Below are 15360 nucleotides of genomic sequence, written 5' to 3' on the forward strand. Positions count from 1 at the left end.
GCGGGTACCACCCGGATCAGGCTCGACATCGCCTATGACGGCACCGGCATGAGCGGCTGGGCGACGCAGCCGGGCCTCCGCACCGTGCAGGGTCAGATCGAGGCCGGGCTGGCCGGCATCCTGCACAGCCACCCGCCGACCCCGATCCTGACCGTGGCCGGGAGAACGGATGCCGGTGTGCACGCGACCGGGCAGGTCGCCCACTTCGATCTGAACCCCGACCAGGCCGACGGCCTCGTGCGCATCTCCCGCGGCAAGGGGCGGCCCCCGACGCCCCTGGCGGTCATGGTGCAGCGGCGGCTCAGCGGCATCCTCGTCACCCAGCCCGAAATCGTGATCACATCCTCCGTGCTCGCCCCGCCCGGGTTCGACGCCCGGTTCTCCGCGCTTTACCGGCGCTACGAGTACCGGATCGCCGACTCCGTCGTCGGGCACGACCCGCTGCAGCGGTTCCGCACCACCTGGCACGGCTTCGCCCTCGACGTGGACGCCATGGACGCGGCTGCCGCGACGCTGATCGGCCTGCACGACTTCGCCACCTACTGCAAGCCGCGGCCCGGGGCGACCACGATCCGCACCCTGCAGGAGTTCCGCTGGTACCGCGATCCGGATGGTGTGCTCGTCGCATCCGTTCAGGCTGACGCCTTCTGCCACAGCATGGTGCGCGCGCTGGTCGGGGCCTGCGTCGCGGTGGGGGAGGGGCGGCTGTCCGGGGACCGCCTGGTCGACCTCCGGATCGAGCGGGCCCGCACCAGCGAGTTCAAGGTGATGCCCGCCCAGGGTCTCACGCTGCTTCAGGTCGGCTATCCGGCCGACGAACTGCTCGCCCTGCGGGCCCGCGAAACGCGCGCGCGCCGGGAGCTCATCGACGACACCGAGTAATGGTTGAATTGCGCTGCCGGGCCGACGGCGTTAGTGTTATTCCTTGGTGTCTGTGCGTTGCAGCCAGACACACGAACGTGAGCCCTCCATCGATCGTGTTCCCTCTCTGGGAACACACCCGGAGCGGGATTCACGAACACCTCCGTTCGAACAAGAAAGCAGCTCAATAGTGACGCGCACTTACACTCCCAAGGCAAGCGAAGTCCAGCACGACTGGGTCGTCATCGACGCCACAGATATCGTGCTCGGTCGTCTTGCCAGCCACGCCGCCATTCTCCTTCGCGGGAAGCACAAGGCAACGTTCTCTCCCCACATGGATATGGGCGACTTCGTCATCATCATCAACGCCGAGAAGATTGCCCTTACCGGCAAGAAGCTCGACCTGAAGATGGCCTACCGCCACTCCGGTTACCCGGGCGGCCTCACGGCCACCAACTACTCGGAGATGCTCGAGAAGCACCCGACCCGCGCGGTTGAGAAGGCCATCCGTGGCATGCTGCCGAAAAACACGCTCGGCCGCGCCCAGCTGGCCAAGCTCAAGGTCTACGCCGGCCCGGAGCACCCGCACGCTGCGCAGCAGCCGAAGCCGTACACCCTCGCCCAGGTCGCTCAGTAGCGCCGGCCTCCAGACTTTTCGATTCTAAGAAAAAAGGATTCACACCATCGTGGCGAAAATCGCAGATCAGATTGACCAGGCTCCGGAGAGCTACTCGACCGAGACTCCGACCGAGACTGTAACCAAGGCGCCCCGCGCCATCCTCAATGTTCCCGGCGCAGCCGTCGGACGTCGCAAGCAGGCCATCGCCCGCGTGCGCATCGTCCCCGGCTCCGGCACGATCACCGTCAACGGCCGCGAATTCGGGGACTACTTCCCGAACAAGCTGCACCAGCAGCTCATCAACGACCCGTTCAAGGTGCTCGACCTCATCGGCAGCTACGACGTCATCGCCCGCATCACCGGTGGTGGCCCCTCCGGCCAGGCCGGTGCCCTGCGTCTCGGTATCGCGCGTTCGCTGAACCAGATCGACGAAGAGAACAACCGCGCCATCCTCAAGAAGGCCGGCTTCCTCAACCGTGACGCTCGCGTCAAGGAGCGTAAGAAGGCCGGACTCAAGAAGGCCCGTAAGGCTCCTCAGTTCTCCAAGCGTTAAGTCGATTGGCACCGTAGAAAAATGCCTCGACTATTTGGCACGGACGGCGTCCGGGGTCTGGCCAACCGTGATCTCACGGCTGGCCTGGCTCTGGCCCTCGCCCAGGCCAGTGCGGCGGTCCTCACTCAGGGCCGCCGCGCGGAGTTGCGCCGCGCAGAGGGCCGTCGGCCCGTTGCGGTGCTCGCCCGGGATCCTCGGATCTCCGGTGAATTCATTTCGGCCGCGGTCGCGGCCGGACTGGCGAGCTCCGGTGTGGACGTGCTCGACGCGGGCGTCATTCCGACTCCCGCCGCGGCTTTCTTGATCGCCGATATCGGCGCAGATTTCGGCGTGATGATTTCCGCCTCGCACAACCCCGCTCCCGACAACGGCATCAAGTTCTTTGCCTTCGGGGGAACCAAACTTCCCGACGACGTTGAGGACCGCATCGAAGAGCACCTGTCGCTCGACATGCTCACGCCGATCGGCGGAGACGTCGGTCGCATCAGCCGCTTCGCGGACGCCGAGGACCGCTATGTCGTGCACCTGCTCGGAACGCTGCCGCACCGCCTGGACGGCATCCACGTCGTGCTCGACTGCGCGCACGGCGCCGCCGCCGGCGTATCGCCGCAGGTCTTCACGGATGCCGGTGCCACGCTCACGGTCATCGGAGCCGACCCCGACGGCAACAACATCAACGACGGGGTGGGCTCCACCCACCTCGACAACCTCTCCCGTGCCGTCCTCGAGGCCGGTGCCGACGTCGGAATCGCCCACGACGGCGACGCGGACCGGTGCCTGGCCGTCGACCGCGACGGCAACATCATCGACGGTGACCAGATCATGGCGATCCTCGCTGTCTCCATGGCCGAGCGCGGGGTTCTGAAGGACCGCACGCTCGTGGCCACGGTGATGAGCAATCTCGGTTTGCGTAAGGCCATGGCGGCCAACGACATCCGCATGATCGAGGCCAAGGTCGGCGACCGGTACGTGCTCGAAGAGCTCAACGTCGACGGGCTGTCCCTCGGCGGTGAACAATCCGGTCATGTGATCATGACCAAGTTCGCCACGACCGGTGACGGCATCCTGACCGGGCTGCACCTGGTCGCCGAAATGGCACGCACCGGCAAGACCCTCGCAGAGCTCGCCTCGGTGATGACGGTCTACCCGCAGATCTTGGTCAACGTGCGCGGCATCGACCATCACGGGCTGAAATCGAACGAGGTCATCGCGGAGGCTATCCGCGCCGCTGAGGCCGAGCTCGGGGACACCGGACGGGTGCTGCTGCGACCGTCGGGCACCGAGCCCATGGTGCGCGTCATGGTCGAAGCGGCCGATCAGGGCACCGCCGACCGGCTCGCGAACGAGCTGGCCGACATCGTGCGCCTGCAGCTCGCCCTCTAGAGAGTTCTCGCCGCGGCCGCACCCTCGGCCGCACCCTCGTTCTCGGCCGCGGGCCCCGCGCCCTCGTTTTCGGCCGCGCCCCGCGCGCCCGCTCCGCCCCGCGCCCCTGACGAATTCGACGGAGAGATTTTGCCCGAATCGTTCCGAAACAGCCAGAGAAACCGGCTTTTCGCCAAAATCTCCGTCGAATTGGTTCACGGCCGGAGTGCCCGGACGTCGAGGGTGCCCGGACGTCGAGGGTGCCTGTGCGGTGACACACGGCGGAGCACACTGTGCGGTGACACACGGCGGGTCACACCTTGCGCAGCAGCACCTTGGAGACGGAGTGGTTCGGATCCTTGCGCAGCACGAGGGTCGCCCGAGAGCGGGTCGGACGGATGTTGCGCAGCAGGTTCGGTTCGTTGATCTCGGTCCAGATTTCCCGGGCCCGGCTCCGCGCCGCGGCCTCGGTCAAACTCGCGTACCGGTGGAAGTACGACTTCGGATTGCTGAACGCGCCGCGCTGCAGCTTGAGAAAGCGCTCCTCGTACCAGCGGGCGATGTCCTGCGTGCGGGCGTCCACGTATACGGTGAAGTCGAAGAGGTCGCTGACGGCGAGGCCGTGGCCCGGTCCGGGCGGCTGCAGCACGTTGAGACCCTCGACGATCAGGATGTCCGGCTGCCGCACCACGATCTGGGCGTCGGGCACGATGTCATAGCTGAGGTGTGAGTAGAACGGCGACCGCACCTCGGCGGCACCGCTCTTGACCGCGGCCACGAAGCGTAGCAGGGCCCGCCGGTCGTAGGACTCGGGGAACCCTTTTCGGTCCATCAGGCCCCGGCGGGTGAGTTCGGCGTTGGGCAGCAGGAAACCGTCGGTGGTCACCAACTCGACCCGCGGGGTGTCCTCCCAGCGGGCCAGCAGCTCCCTCAGCAAGCGGCCGATGGTGGACTTGCCCACCGCGACCGATCCGGCGACCCCGATCACGAACGGCGTGCGCTGGGCGCGCTCCCCGAGGAAGTCGCTCGTGGCGCGGTGCAGCTGCCGTGCACCGGCGGCGTAGAGGTTGAGCAGGCGGCTGAGCGGCAAGTAGACATCCGTCACCTCATTGAGGTCGAGCGGCTCACCCAGCCCCCGCAACTGCACGATCTCCGTCTCCCGCAGCGGAAGCCGGGTGGTTGGCGCGAGGGCGGCCCAGTCAGCCCGGTCCAGTTCGACGAAAGGAGTGCTGTGGCCGTTGTTCCAGGGACTCGCAACCGGATCGGACATTTCACCGAGCTTACTCGGACTAATATCGCAGTCATGTGTGGAATCGTTGGTTACGTCGGAGATAACAAGAGCGTTCAGGTCCTGATGGGAGGTCTGCGGCGACTCGAGTACCGGGGGTACGACTCCGCGGGGATCGCTGTCATCGACAGCGAGGGTGCTCTCAATACCGCTAAGCGAGCGGGCAAACTGGCCGTTCTGGCCGCCGAGCTCGAGGCGAACCCGATTAATAATGGGAACACCGGGATCGGACACACTCGGTGGGCCACCCACGGGGCGCCGAATGACGTGAATGCGCACCCGCACCTGGGTGACAACGGCAAGCTGGCCCTTATTCACAACGGAATTATTGAAAACTTCTCCGTGCTCAAGGACGAACTCCTCGCCGAGGGATTCACCTTCGAGAGTGAGACCGACACCGAGGTCGCCGCGATCCTGCTTGGCCGGGAATACCAGCGCGTCGGCGACCTGGGCGAAGCGTTCCGCGCTGTCGTCTCCCGCCTCGACGGTGCCTTCACCCTGCTCGCCGTCCACCAAGACCAGCCCGGCATCGTCGTCGGCGCCCGCCGCAACTCCCCGCTCGTGATCGGCCTGGGCGACGGAGAGAACTTCCTCGGCTCCGACGTCGCCGCTTTCGTCGAGTACACCCGCCGCGCGGTCGCCATCGGCCAGGACCAGATCGTCACGATCACGCCGGACCTCGTCACCGTGACCGACTTCGACGGCAACGCCGTCGAAGTGGAAGAGTTCGACATCGCCTGGGATGCCTCCGCGTCCGAGAAGGGCGGCTGGTCCAGCTTCATGGCCAAGGAGGTCTCCGAGCAGCCGGATGCCGTGCGCAACACCCTGCGCGGGCGCATCCATGAGGGCCAGGCCGTCGTTCCCGAGCTGACCGAATTCGGAGACGACGTGCTCGCCGGCATCCGTCGCATCGTGGTCGTCGCCTGCGGCACCGCGGCGAACGCCGGCTACGTCGCCAAGTACGCCATCGAGAAGTGGACCCGGGTTCCGGTCGACATCGAACTCAGCCACGAGTTCCGTTACCGCGACCCGGTGCTGAACCCCGAGACCCTGGTCATCTCGATCAGCCAGTCCGGCGAAACCATGGACACGCTGATGGCGGTCAAGTTCGCCCGGGAAGCGGGCGCGAAGGCCATCTCGATCTGCAACACGCAGGGTGCCACCATCCCCCGCGAGTCGGACGCCGTCATCTACACCCATGCCGGCCCGGAGGTCGCCGTGGCCTCAACGAAGGGCTTCACCGCCCAGATCGCCGCCCTCTACCTCTTCGGCCTGCACCTGGCCCGGGTGCGCGGCAGCCTCAGCGAAGCCGAGTGCGCCGTGCAGATCGCCGAGCTCCAGGCCATCCCGGACAAGCTGGCGACCACGCTGCTGCAGGAGTCGACCGTGCACGAGCTGGCCACCTGGATGGCCGACACGCGTGCCGTGCTCTTCCTCGGCCGCCACGTGGGCTTCCCGATCGCGCTCGAGGGTGCGCTCAAGCTCAAGGAGCTCGCGTACATCCACGCGGAGGGCTTCGCCGCCGGTGAGCTCAAGCACGGCCCGATCGCGCTGATCGAGCCCGGCCAGCCGGTCTTCGTCGTCGTGCCGAGCCCACGCGGCTCCGCGCACCTGCACCCCAAGGTGGTCTCGAACATCCAGGAGATCCGGGCCCGCGGCGCGCGCATCATCGCGATCGCCGAAGAAGGGGATGTCGCGGTGCTGCCGTTCGCGGACACCGTCATCCGCATCCCGCTGGCCTCGCCGCTGTTCGAACCGATCCTCGCGGTCGTACCGCTGCAGATTTTCGCCATGGAACTCGCCACGGTGAAGGGCCTCGACGTCGACCAGCCGCGCAACCTGGCGAAGTCCGTCACGGTCGAGTAGCGCCAGTCCTCGAGTCGGAGTAGCCGGAGGGTGCAGCACAGGGTGCAAGGGTTGACCGGATGATCCGGGGCATCGGGGTCGACATCGTCGACCTCGCTCGCTTCGAACGGCAGGTCTTGCGCACGCCTGGGCTTATTCCCCGGCTCTTCACGAAAGCCGAGCGCGGGTTGCCGATGCACTCCTTGGCCGCGCGCTTCGCGGCCAAGGAGGCACTGATCAAAGCGCTCGGCGACAGTGCCGGCGCCAGCTGGCAGGAGATGGACGTCGTGACCGACGCGCACGGCAACCCGGGATTCGTGCTTCACGGGGCTACCGCGGCGGCACTGACGGCCCGCGGCATCGACACAGTGCACTTGACCATGACTCACGACGCCGGGGTGGCCTGTGCGTTCGTGGTCGCGGAGGGCGGGGCATGACCGGATACCGCGAGGCCGTCGTCGACCTGGGCGCGGTCTACGCCAACGTCGCGCACCTCAGGCAGGTGGCCGGCACCCCGCACCTGATGGCCGTCGTCAAGGCGAACGCCTACGGCCATGGGGCAGTGCCGGTCGCCCGCACCGCGCTCGCCGCGGGCGCTGACTGGCTCGGGGTGGCCGACGTCGACGAGGCGCTCGAGCTGCGGGCCGCCGGCATCGACGCGCCCGTCCTGGCCTGGCTGCACGATCCGGATGCCGATTTCACCGTCGCCATCACCCGGAACATCACCCTCGGGCTGTCCTCGGCGCGGCAGCTGCGCCAGGTCGCCGAGGCCGCCGCCGCTCTTGGTCGCGTGGCCGACGTGCACCTCAAACTCGAGACCGGGCTCAACCGCAACGGCGTGAACGAACCGGACTGGGCCGAGACGTTCGCTCTGGCGGCCCAGCTCGAGCAGGCCGGCCGCCTGACCGTGACCGGCATTTTCAGCCACCTGTCGAATGCGTCCCCGGTCGACGACGCCGAGGCGATCGAGCGCTTCGAACGCGGTGTCGCTCTCGCCGCCGACACCGGGCTGGCCCCGTCTCTGATCCACCTGGCGTCCACCGCGGCGGCGCTGCGCGTGCCGGCCGCCCGCTTCTCGATGGTGCGGGTGGGCATCGGCATCTACGGTCTGTCGCCGTTCGCGGACCAGACGTCGCAGGATTTGGGCCTCACCCCGGCGATGACGCTGCGGGGGCGCGTCGCCGCCGTGCGCCGCGTGGCTGCGGGGGCCGGGGTGTCCTACGACTACCTGTGGCGGGCACCGGTCGACGGCTACCTCGCCCTCGTGCCACTCGGCTACGCGGACGGCGTGCCCCGCCAGGCCTCCGGAACCGCGTGGGTCGACATCTCTGGACACTCGCATCCGCTGGTCGGGCGCATCGCGATGGATCAGTTCGTCGTCAGCGTCGGCCAGGAACGCGTGACGGTCGGCGACGAGGTCGTACTGTTCGGCAACCCGGAGACCGGTGTGCCGAGCGCGACCGACTGGGCCGACGCCGCCGGCACCATCAACTACGAGATCGTTACCCGGATCGGCCGCCGGGTTACCCGCAGCTACCGGAACGCGGTCGACGGCGCGGCGGGCGGCACGCGGCCCGGCGGCGGCGTTCGGCCCGGGGGCGGTTCGCGCTGATGCGCGCCGTCATCCCTGACGCCGACAGCATGCACGAGTTCGGCCGCACGGTCGCGGGGCTGCTTCAGGCCGGCGACCTGATCGTGCTGACCGGGCCCCTCGGCGCCGGAAAGACGACCTTCACCCGCGGCCTTGGGGAGGGTCTGCAGGTGCGCGGCTCGGTCACCAGCCCCACCTTCGTGCTGGCCCGCACCCACCCCAGCACGATCGGCGGACCCCCGCTCGTGCACGTCGACGCCTACCGGCTCGGAAGCGCCCTCGAGCTGGATGACCTCGACATCGATTTCGTTCGGTCGATCGTCGTGGTCGAGTGGGGTCGCGGGATGCTCAACGGTATCGCCGACTCCTGGCTCGATATCGAGATCGAACGGCCCGTCGGGGCCTCGCAGGCGGCCGCATCCGTCGTCGCCGACGAGGCCGAGGTGCTCGACCTCGACGAGCCGCGCACGGTCACGGTCACCCCGCACGGCCCCCGCTGGCCGAACGAATTCGACGGAGATTTTGCTCCTACAGGCCCATAGTGGGCCCGATCCGGCTCCAGAGCCCAAAATCTCCGTCGAATTCGTTCAGGGCGGCCGACGAGCAGGCTTGGCGGAGCAGGATCGGCGGCACAGCGCATCGGCGGCACAGCGCATCGGCGGCACAGCGCATCGGACACAGCGAATAGGCTGGTGAGGTGCTTCTCGCCATCGATACTTCCGCCGGAACGAGCGTCGCGGTCGTGGATCTCGCCCGAGGCGTCATCGCCGAACACGCCACCGACGACACTATGCGCCACGCCGAGGTGGTCGGCCGCCTGATCGCCGACTGCCTCAGCGACGCGGCCGTGCCGATCAGCGGCCTCTCCGCGGTGGTCGGCGGCATGGGTCCCGGCCCCTTCACCGGTCTCCGTGTGGGCATCGCCGCCGCGCGGGTCTTCGCGCTGGGCGCCGGGGTGCCCTTCGTGCCCGTCGTCAGCCACGATGCGCTCGCCTTCGCCCGCTACCAGGACGGCCACACCGGCCCGCTCGTCGTCGTCACCGACGCCCGTCGCCGCGAGGTGAACTGGTCCGTGTACAGCAGGGCGGATGCCGTGGGTCTCCCGATCCGGGTCGACGGTCCTGGCGTGGCCCGGCCGGCCGTGCTGCGGGAGCCCGACTGGGCGCACGCTGGGGTGCCCCGCTTCGACGCGGTCGCCGTGTCCGCCGGGGAGCTGGGGCAGGTTGCCGAGCTGATGTGGGCCCACCAGCGCCCGTTCGCCGCCGACACGGCGCTCTACCTGCGCTCGCCGGATGTCACCGTGTCCAACGGCCCGAAACGGGTGAGTTGATGATGTGGCAGCTGCGGCGCGCCCGAGCCGCCGATGTGGACGCCATCATGGCGCTCGAGACCCGTATCTTCGTCAACGACGCGTGGTCCGCCGAGGCGATGGCCCAGGACGTGGTCAACCCGAACTGCTACTACCTGGTGGCCTTCCCCCCCGATGAGCCCGACCGGATCGAGGGCTACGCCGGGCTGCAGGCCCTGCAGGGAGCGAGCGAGGGCGACATTCAGACCATCGCGGTCATCGAAGAGGCCCGCGGCCACGGCCTCGGCCGAACCCTGATGCTCAGCCTGATCGCCGAGGCCCGGAAGCGGGGCGTGCGCGAGGTGTTCCTCGAGGTGCGCGCCGACAACCCGCCGGCCCAGGAACTCTACCGCCGACTCGGCTTCGAGGAGTTGGGCATCCGCCCTGGCTACTACCAGCCCGACAACGTCGACGCGATCGTGATGCGACTGCACGTGCCTGACGCCGAGATGCAGATGACACCGGCAGAGGCCGCACTGGAGGCCACCGAATGACCGCCCTGAACGCGCAGACCACCCTGAACGCGATGACCGCGCAGAACCGCGCCAACCCGCTCGTGCTCGGCATCGAGACCTCCTGCGACGAGACCGGAATCGGAATCGTGCGCGGAACCACCCTGCTCTCCAACACGATCGCGTCGTCGATGGACGAACACGCCCGCTACGGCGGAGTCGTGCCGGAGGTGGCCGCGCGCGCACACCTTGAGGAGCTCGTTCCGGCGATCCGGGCGGCCGCGCTGGAGGCCGGCATCCGTTTGGAGGACATCGATGCGGTGGCCGTGACCTGCGGCCCCGGTCTGGCCGGCGCGCTCATGGTCGGGGTCGGCGCGGCCAAGGCACTCGCCATCTCGCTCGGCAAACCGATCTACGCGGTCAACCACCTCGTCGGTCACGTCGGGGCCGATGTGCTTCGACTCGGCGCAGACGACTCCACGAAGCCGCTGGAATACCCCACCGTTGCGCTCCTCGTCAGCGGCGGTCACACCTCACTGCTGCTGGTGCGCGATCTGGTCTCCGACGTCGAACTGCTCGGCGAGACCATCGACGACGCGGCCGGCGAGGCCTTCGACAAGGTGGCCCGCCTGCTCGGCCTGCCCTACCCGGGCGGACCCCAGATCGACCGGGCCGCGCGGGAAGGCAATCCCGCCGCCATCCGTTTCCCCCGCGGTCTCAGCCAGACCAAGGACATGGCGAAACACCGGTACGACTTCTCGTTCTCCGGGCTCAAGACCTCGGTCGCGCGCTGGGTCGAGCAGAGACGCGACGCGGATGAGCCGGTGCCGCTGGCCGACGTGGCCGCCAGTTTCCGAGAGGCGGTCGTCGACATCCTCCTGACCAAGGCCGTCGCGGCCTGCGTCGACCTCGATGTGCCGAGGCTCCTGCTCGGGGGCGGCGTGATCGCCAACGCCCGGCTGCGTCAGGTGGCCCAGGAGCGCACGGATGCAGCCGGCATCGCCCTGCGCATCCCGCCTTTGTCGCTCTGCACCGACAACGGCGCCATGATCGCGGCCCTCGGGGCGCAGCTGATCATGGCCGGGCATGCGCCTTCGTCACTGGAGTTCGGGGCGGACTCCACCCTTCCGGTCTCCGAGATCCAGGTCTGAAACCCCCTCCCACCGGTATTTCGCCACCGGACGGGTATTCTGGCTTCGGCAGGCGACGTTTGTTCGTGCGATCAACACCTTGTCCGACTGGGAGCCAGATCGGCAGCCCAGATGCACCATTCCCGAAGGAGCAATCGACATGACCGACCCCAACGAGCCGCCGGTTAACCCGCCCATGTTCCAGCCGCCGGCGGCGCAGGCCGCTCCGGCCTACGCCCAGCCGGGCTACCCCCAGTCCTACGCGCCGCAGGGCCCGTCCGAGAAGTACAACGTGCTGTCCATCGTGTCGCTCGTGACCTCGGTGCTCGGGATCTCCCTGGTCGGCATCATCACCGGCCACATCGGTCTGAGCCAGATCGGGAAGACCGGAGAAAAGGGACGGGGACTCGCGATTGCCGGCCTCATTGTCGGCTACGCCGGCCTGGCGGCTCAGCTCCTGGCCGTCGTCCTGCTGATCCCGTTGATGATCGCGATCGCGAACGACCCGACCCTGCTCAATACCAACTGACCCGATGGCCACGGGCAGAAACCCTGCGCGTCGATGACCCGTGACCCGATATGCAACCAGCGACGCCACCCCGTCGTCCGGAAAGGAATGAATTCGCATGAGCGATTCCAACAACCCCAGCAACCCTGACGTGCCCCGCGTGCCTGACGTGCCCCAGGTGCCCGGCGTACCGCAGGTGCCTGACGTGCCGCACGTCCCCGATATCCCGCGCGACGAGCAGGGGGCGTCCGCCGCCCCGCCGGCGTACAACGGCCCGACCCCGCCGGCCTCCGTCCCGCCCGCCTACGGCGCCGCGACCCCGCCGCCCGGCTACGGCGCCCCAACGATGACCCAGGCGCCTGCCTATGGCGACGCGTATTCGTCGCCCAACGGTGCGGTCGCCGCGAAGCAGCCGATTCTCAGCATCTTGGCGCTGGTCGCCGGCGTTATCGGCGTGCTCGGCTCGCCGATCGTGTTCCTCCCGATTGTGGGTGGCATCCTCGGACTGTTCATCCCCGCCGCCGCGGTCGTCCTGGGCTTCCTCGGTAAGTCGAAGGAGCCGCAGGCGAGGGGTTTCTGGCTGACCGGGCTGATCACGGGGTTCATCGGCGTCGGTCTGGCACTGGTCAGTATCGTGATCTGGTCTGTCTTCTTCGCCACCATCCCCACCTCGTCGTACTGAGCGGAAGATAGCAGCAGGGATGGTTGGGGAGGAACGGGACTGGTCCCGCAACGATGACTTCCGGGTCGACCTCACCCGGCCTCCGGCGCCCGCTCCGGGGGAGCTGGACTACGCGTCGACCATCACAGCCCCCACCGACTGGGTGCCGTACGTCTACACCGACAGCGAGCTGACCGCGCAGGCAGGCCGGAGCGGGCTGTCCATCGCATCACTCGTCTTCGGGCTGCTGGGGCTGCTGATCGCGGTCTTCGGCGTCTGGGGTGCGGCGCTCTCCCTGGCCGCGGTCGTGCTGGCCGTGATGGCCCGCGTGACCGAGCGCCGTGCTGGCACCGCGTGGGCCTACGGGCTGTGGACCGGGCTGGCCGGGCTGGTCCTCGCGGTCGGGTGGGTGTTGATCGTCACGCAGGTGCTGACGGTCGTGCCCGGCTGAGCCGCGCTGTCCTCCGCCGCTGGCCTCAGTCGAGTGGCGGAATCCGCTCCACCAGCAGAGCCACCCGGTGGCCGACGGCCCGGGTGAGCACGAGCGTCGCCGACTCGGGGCCCTTGAGCTTCAGTCGGGTGCGCAGGGTGGCCGGGTCGACGTCCACGCCGCGTTTCTTGATCTCGAGAGTGCCGATGCGGCGTTCCTGTAGGGCCAGCCGCAGCTTCTTCTCGTCGACCGGCAGCACCTCGAGCACCCGGAATGCGGTGGCGAAGGGCGTGCGTTGCAGGGTCTCGGAGGTGAGGTACGCGATCCCCTCGCTCAGCATCGACGCGTCGAGCGACCGGGCCAGGTCCCCGATCAGACGGGCACGGATGATCGCGCCGTCCGGCTCGTACAGGTAGTCGCCCAGCGCTCCCACCGGGGCATCCGTGCTGTCGTGGGGCGCGGTCAGTTCGTGGATCCCGGTCCGGCCGAGCAGCAGGGCGGAACGACGGATGCCGGCGCGCGCCAGTGCTCCGAACCACAGCCCCATCTCCACGAGCTTGCCGTCCACGGAGACCCACTGCGACTCGGCCTCCGCGGGGATCAGCTCGCGGTCGTGGCCCGGCCCGAGCTTGACGCCGACGGGCATCCGCTCACTGAGACCGAAGACAAAATCGAGGTGCGGGGAGTAGTCCTCCGGCCGGGTCAGGCGCGAGGTGTTGGAGTGCCCGGCGGTGCGCCGGGCCGGGTCGAGCCAGGCGGCGTCGAAGCCGGCCAGGTCGACGTCTTCCGCGGACGAGTGCAGCACGCTCGCGTTCTCGAACGGAGCCAGGTTGTAGCTGGCGACGGTCGCGGTCACCTCGTCGGCGTCCACCCCCGTCACCGTGAGGTCCATGGCGGCCAGTGCCATGGCGTCGCCTCCGATGCCGCAGCCGAGGTCGACGACCCGGTTCAGGGACGCGCCCGCGAAGCGGCCGGCGTGCAGCGCCGCCACCCGCAGCCGGGTGGCCTGCTCGAGGCCGGCCTCCGTAAACAGCATGCGGCCTGCGAACTCGCCGAACTTGGGCACGGCCCTGGCTCGGAGCCGGGACTGGCTGAGCACCGCGGTGACCAGGTCGGGGCTGTGTCCGGCCTTGCGGAGTTCGCTCACCGCCCGCACGACGTCGGCGGCCGCGTCGTACGGCGGCAACGAGTCCAGCAGGCGCAAACCGCCCGGCGATAACAGCTCGACGAGCTCTGAGCGTTCCATCGTGCAAACCTATCAACACGACGCATCTGGCACTCACGTTGCGTGAGTGCCAGATGCGCCCTAAACTCGTCTTGGCACTCTCGCTGTGAGTCTGCTAACTATGTCTTAGCTAAGAAAGAGGTCAACCGTGTCGGTCTCCATCAAGCCGCTCGAGGATCGCATCGTCATCAAGCAGGTCGACGCAGAGCAGACCACCGCATCAGGTCTGGTCATTCCTGACACCGCCAAGGAAAAGCCCCAGGAGGGCGAAGTTGTCGCAGTCGGCCCCGGCCGCATTGACGACAACGGCAACCGCATTCCACTCGACGTCGCCGTCGGCGACAAGGTGATCTACTCCAAGTACGGTGGAACCGAAGTCAAGTTCGGTGGTGAGGACCTCCTCGTCCTGTCGGCCCGCGACGTGCTCGCAGTCGTCGTTCGCTAGCCACACCCACCTAACGGTAGAATCCCGGATGGCCCTGGCCATCCGGGATTCGTCGTTAAGAAAGGTCCGCTGTGGCGCAAGACCCTCTTTCACGCGGGAGAATCCGCGCGGCCCGCCCGGCGCGGTCGGAGCAGAGCAAGGGACTGATCTACGCGGTCCTCGCCTACGCCCTCTGGGGCGCGCTGCCGCTCTACTTTCTGCTCCTCGCGCCCAGTGGTGCCTTCGAGATCGTGGCCTGGCGGGTTCTCTTCTCCCTGGTGTTCTGCGCATTGCTGATCACGGTCACGCGCAAGTGGAAGTCCCTCCTCGCGCTGCTGCGGAGGCCCCGCATCGTGTTCACCATGGGTCTGGCCGGCCTCCTGATCTTCGTCAACTGGCAGACCTACGTCTTCGCCGCCCTCAGCGGCCACGTGGTCGAGGCAGCCCTCGGCTACTTCATCAACCCGATCGTGACCGTGTTCCTCGGCGTCATTCTGCTGCGCGAGCGGCTGCGCCCGCTGCAGTGGGTAGCCGTGGGAATCAGCCTCGGGGCCGTCGTCGTGCTCACCGTCGGCTACGGCTCGCTGCCGTGGGTGTCACTCATCCTCGCGTTCTCGTTCGGATTCTACGGATTGATCAAGAAAAGGGTCGGCCGTGACGTCGATGCTGTCGCCGGACTCACCCTGGAAACGGTCTGGCTCGCACCCATCGCCGTGGTGCAGCTGATGGTGGTGGCCGCCGTCTCCGGTCTCACCTTCGGAAGCGTGTCCACCTGGCATACCGTGGGGCTGCTGGCAGCAGGTGTTGTGACCGCCGTGCCGCTGTTGTTCTTCGCCGCCGCGGCCCGGCGCCTGCCTCTGACCTACATGGGTCTGATCCAGTACTTCGCTCCGATCCTGCAGTTCCTGGTCGGCGTCTTCGTGCTGCTCGAGCCCATGCCGCCCGAGCGCTGGGTCGGTTTCGCACTGGTCTGGGTGGCGCTGGTCCTTCTCACGACCGACATGGTCCTCACCGGACGCGCGCCCCGGCGTGCGTCCCTTGAACCGGTCTGAGCCCCGCTACG

Annotated in this window: 18 protein-coding genes; 16 read left to right on the forward strand and 2 right to left on the reverse strand. The window is 68.2% G+C overall.

Annotated elements, in window-relative coordinates:
- The first annotated feature begins 48 nt into the window (after window positions 1–48).
- From E3T40_RS04900 to glmM, 4 genes are all read left to right on the forward strand, one after another.
- Window positions 49–882, forward strand: coding sequence for a tRNA pseudouridine(38-40) synthase TruA (locus E3T40_RS04900; protein ID WP_104171773.1), 834 nt, complete (start codon window positions 49–51; stop codon window positions 880–882).
- A 169-nt stretch (window positions 883–1051) separates the two neighbouring features.
- Complete coding sequence (rplM, locus tag E3T40_RS04905; protein ID WP_104100940.1) at window positions 1052–1498, forward strand: 50S ribosomal protein L13; 447 nt, start codon at window positions 1052–1054, stop codon at window positions 1496–1498.
- Between the two features lie 49 nt (window positions 1499–1547).
- Window positions 1548–2033 (forward strand): 30S ribosomal protein S9, encoded by a 486-nt coding sequence (gene rpsI, locus E3T40_RS04910; RefSeq protein WP_104100939.1) that lies wholly within the window; start codon window positions 1548–1550, stop codon window positions 2031–2033.
- 21 nt (window positions 2034–2054) lie between these two features.
- Window positions 2055–3416 carry a phosphoglucosamine mutase gene (gene glmM, locus E3T40_RS04915; RefSeq protein ID WP_104100938.1) on the forward strand — a complete coding sequence of 454 codons (1362 nt, stop codon included), beginning with the start codon at window positions 2055–2057 and terminating at the stop codon, window positions 3414–3416.
- Window positions 3417–3708: 292 nt separating this feature from the next.
- Here glmM and coaA read toward each other — a convergent pair whose 3' ends face one another.
- Entirely contained in the window at window positions 3709–4665 is a 957-nt protein-coding gene (coaA, locus tag E3T40_RS04920; RefSeq protein WP_134542815.1) for a type I pantothenate kinase, read from the reverse strand.
- A gap of 33 nt (window positions 4666–4698) precedes the next feature.
- Here coaA and glmS point away from each other — a divergent pair, with 33 nt between their 5' ends.
- The 10 genes from glmS to E3T40_RS04970 all read left to right on the forward strand — a co-directional run bounded on the left by glmS (window position 4699) and on the right by E3T40_RS04970 (window position 12669).
- Window positions 4699–6549 (forward strand): glutamine--fructose-6-phosphate transaminase (isomerizing), encoded by a 1851-nt coding sequence (gene glmS / locus E3T40_RS04925; protein WP_134542816.1) that lies wholly within the window; start codon window positions 4699–4701, stop codon window positions 6547–6549.
- A 59-nt stretch (window positions 6550–6608) separates the two neighbouring features.
- Window positions 6609–6965, forward strand: coding sequence for a holo-ACP synthase (locus E3T40_RS04930; RefSeq protein WP_104194960.1), 357 nt, complete (start codon window positions 6609–6611; stop codon window positions 6963–6965).
- The gene (alr, locus tag E3T40_RS04935) at window positions 6962–8140 is read left to right on the forward strand and encodes an alanine racemase (RefSeq protein ID WP_134542817.1); all 1179 of its coding nucleotides are present in this window, start codon (window positions 6962–6964) and stop codon (window positions 8138–8140) included. Before E3T40_RS04930 ends, alr begins: the two co-directional genes overlap by 4 nt.
- Window positions 8140–8661 carry a tRNA (adenosine(37)-N6)-threonylcarbamoyltransferase complex ATPase subunit type 1 TsaE gene (tsaE, locus tag E3T40_RS04940; RefSeq protein WP_104100933.1) on the forward strand — a complete coding sequence of 174 codons (522 nt, stop codon included), beginning with the start codon at window positions 8140–8142 and terminating at the stop codon, window positions 8659–8661. Before alr ends, tsaE begins: the two co-directional genes overlap by 1 nt.
- A 155-nt stretch (window positions 8662–8816) precedes the next feature.
- Window positions 8817–9449, forward strand: a complete 633-nt coding sequence (gene tsaB / locus E3T40_RS04945) for a tRNA (adenosine(37)-N6)-threonylcarbamoyltransferase complex dimerization subunit type 1 TsaB (protein WP_134542818.1) — start codon at window positions 8817–8819, stop codon at window positions 9447–9449.
- Window positions 9449–9961 (forward strand): ribosomal protein S18-alanine N-acetyltransferase, encoded by a 513-nt coding sequence (rimI, locus tag E3T40_RS04950; RefSeq protein WP_104193998.1) that lies wholly within the window; start codon window positions 9449–9451, stop codon window positions 9959–9961. The genes tsaB and rimI overlap by 1 nt, the downstream gene beginning before the upstream one ends.
- Window positions 9958–11070 (forward strand): tRNA (adenosine(37)-N6)-threonylcarbamoyltransferase complex transferase subunit TsaD, encoded by a 1113-nt coding sequence (gene tsaD / locus E3T40_RS04955; protein ID WP_134542819.1) that lies wholly within the window; start codon window positions 9958–9960, stop codon window positions 11068–11070. The genes rimI and tsaD overlap by 4 nt, the downstream gene beginning before the upstream one ends.
- Before the next feature lie 139 nt (window positions 11071–11209).
- On the forward strand, window positions 11210–11578 hold the full coding sequence (locus E3T40_RS16305; protein WP_158251994.1) for a DUF4190 domain-containing protein: 369 nt from the start codon (window positions 11210–11212) through the stop codon (window positions 11576–11578).
- 97 nt (window positions 11579–11675) lie between these two features.
- Window positions 11676–12239: a DUF4190 domain-containing protein gene (locus E3T40_RS04965; protein ID WP_134542821.1), complete on the forward strand. Its 564-nt coding sequence runs from the start codon at window positions 11676–11678 to the stop codon at window positions 12237–12239.
- 19 nt (window positions 12240–12258) lie between these two features.
- Window positions 12259–12669 carry a DUF4190 domain-containing protein gene (locus E3T40_RS04970; RefSeq protein ID WP_104171783.1) on the forward strand — a complete coding sequence of 137 codons (411 nt, stop codon included), beginning with the start codon at window positions 12259–12261 and terminating at the stop codon, window positions 12667–12669.
- 25 nt (window positions 12670–12694) lie between these two features.
- Here E3T40_RS04970 and E3T40_RS04975 read toward each other — a convergent pair whose 3' ends face one another.
- Window positions 12695–13894: a methyltransferase domain-containing protein gene (locus E3T40_RS04975; RefSeq protein WP_134542822.1), complete on the reverse strand. Its 1200-nt coding sequence runs from the start codon at window positions 13892–13894 to the stop codon at window positions 12695–12697.
- A 127-nt stretch (window positions 13895–14021) separates the two neighbouring features.
- Between E3T40_RS04975 and groES the strand changes: the two genes are divergently transcribed.
- The gene (gene groES / locus E3T40_RS04980; RefSeq protein ID WP_066597535.1) at window positions 14022–14318 is read left to right on the forward strand and encodes a co-chaperone GroES; all 297 of its coding nucleotides are present in this window, start codon (window positions 14022–14024) and stop codon (window positions 14316–14318) included.
- A gap of 101 nt (window positions 14319–14419) precedes the next feature.
- The gene (gene rarD / locus E3T40_RS04985) at window positions 14420–15349 is read left to right on the forward strand and encodes an EamA family transporter RarD (RefSeq protein WP_104194023.1); all 930 of its coding nucleotides are present in this window, start codon (window positions 14420–14422) and stop codon (window positions 15347–15349) included.
- Window positions 15350–15360: the final 11 nt, after the last annotated feature.

This window comes from Cryobacterium sp. TMT1-19, from assembly GCF_004403055.1.
GTDB classification, from domain to species: domain Bacteria; phylum Actinomycetota; class Actinomycetes; order Actinomycetales; family Microbacteriaceae; genus Cryobacterium; species Cryobacterium sandaracinum.

Coding starts and splice junctions, on each gene's coding strand:
- E3T40_RS04900 (WP_104171773.1), top strand. CDS start 49: ATGAGCGGCTGGGCGACGCAGCCGGGCCTCCGCACCGTGCAGGGTCAG.
- glmM (WP_104100938.1), top strand. CDS start 2,055: ATGCCTCGACTATTTGGCACGGACGGCGTCCGGGGTCTGGCCAACCGT.
- coaA (WP_134542815.1), bottom strand. CDS start 4,665: ATGTCCGATCCGGTTGCGAGTCCCTGGAACAACGGCCACAGCACTCCT.
- glmS (WP_134542816.1), top strand. CDS start 4,699: ATGTGTGGAATCGTTGGTTACGTCGGAGATAACAAGAGCGTTCAGGTC.
- E3T40_RS04930 (WP_104194960.1), top strand. CDS start 6,609: ATGATCCGGGGCATCGGGGTCGACATCGTCGACCTCGCTCGCTTCGAA.
- alr (WP_134542817.1), top strand. CDS start 6,962: ATGACCGGATACCGCGAGGCCGTCGTCGACCTGGGCGCGGTCTACGCC.
- tsaE (WP_104100933.1), top strand. CDS start 8,140: ATGCGCGCCGTCATCCCTGACGCCGACAGCATGCACGAGTTCGGCCGC.
- rimI (WP_104193998.1), top strand. CDS start 9,449: ATGATGTGGCAGCTGCGGCGCGCCCGAGCCGCCGATGTGGACGCCATC.
- tsaD (WP_134542819.1), top strand. CDS start 9,958: ATGACCGCCCTGAACGCGCAGACCACCCTGAACGCGATGACCGCGCAG.
- E3T40_RS16305 (WP_158251994.1), top strand. CDS start 11,210: ATGACCGACCCCAACGAGCCGCCGGTTAACCCGCCCATGTTCCAGCCG.
- E3T40_RS04965 (WP_134542821.1), top strand. CDS start 11,676: ATGAGCGATTCCAACAACCCCAGCAACCCTGACGTGCCCCGCGTGCCT.
- E3T40_RS04970 (WP_104171783.1), top strand. CDS start 12,259: ATGGTTGGGGAGGAACGGGACTGGTCCCGCAACGATGACTTCCGGGTC.
- E3T40_RS04975 (WP_134542822.1), bottom strand. CDS start 13,894: ATGGAACGCTCAGAGCTCGTCGAGCTGTTATCGCCGGGCGGTTTGCGC.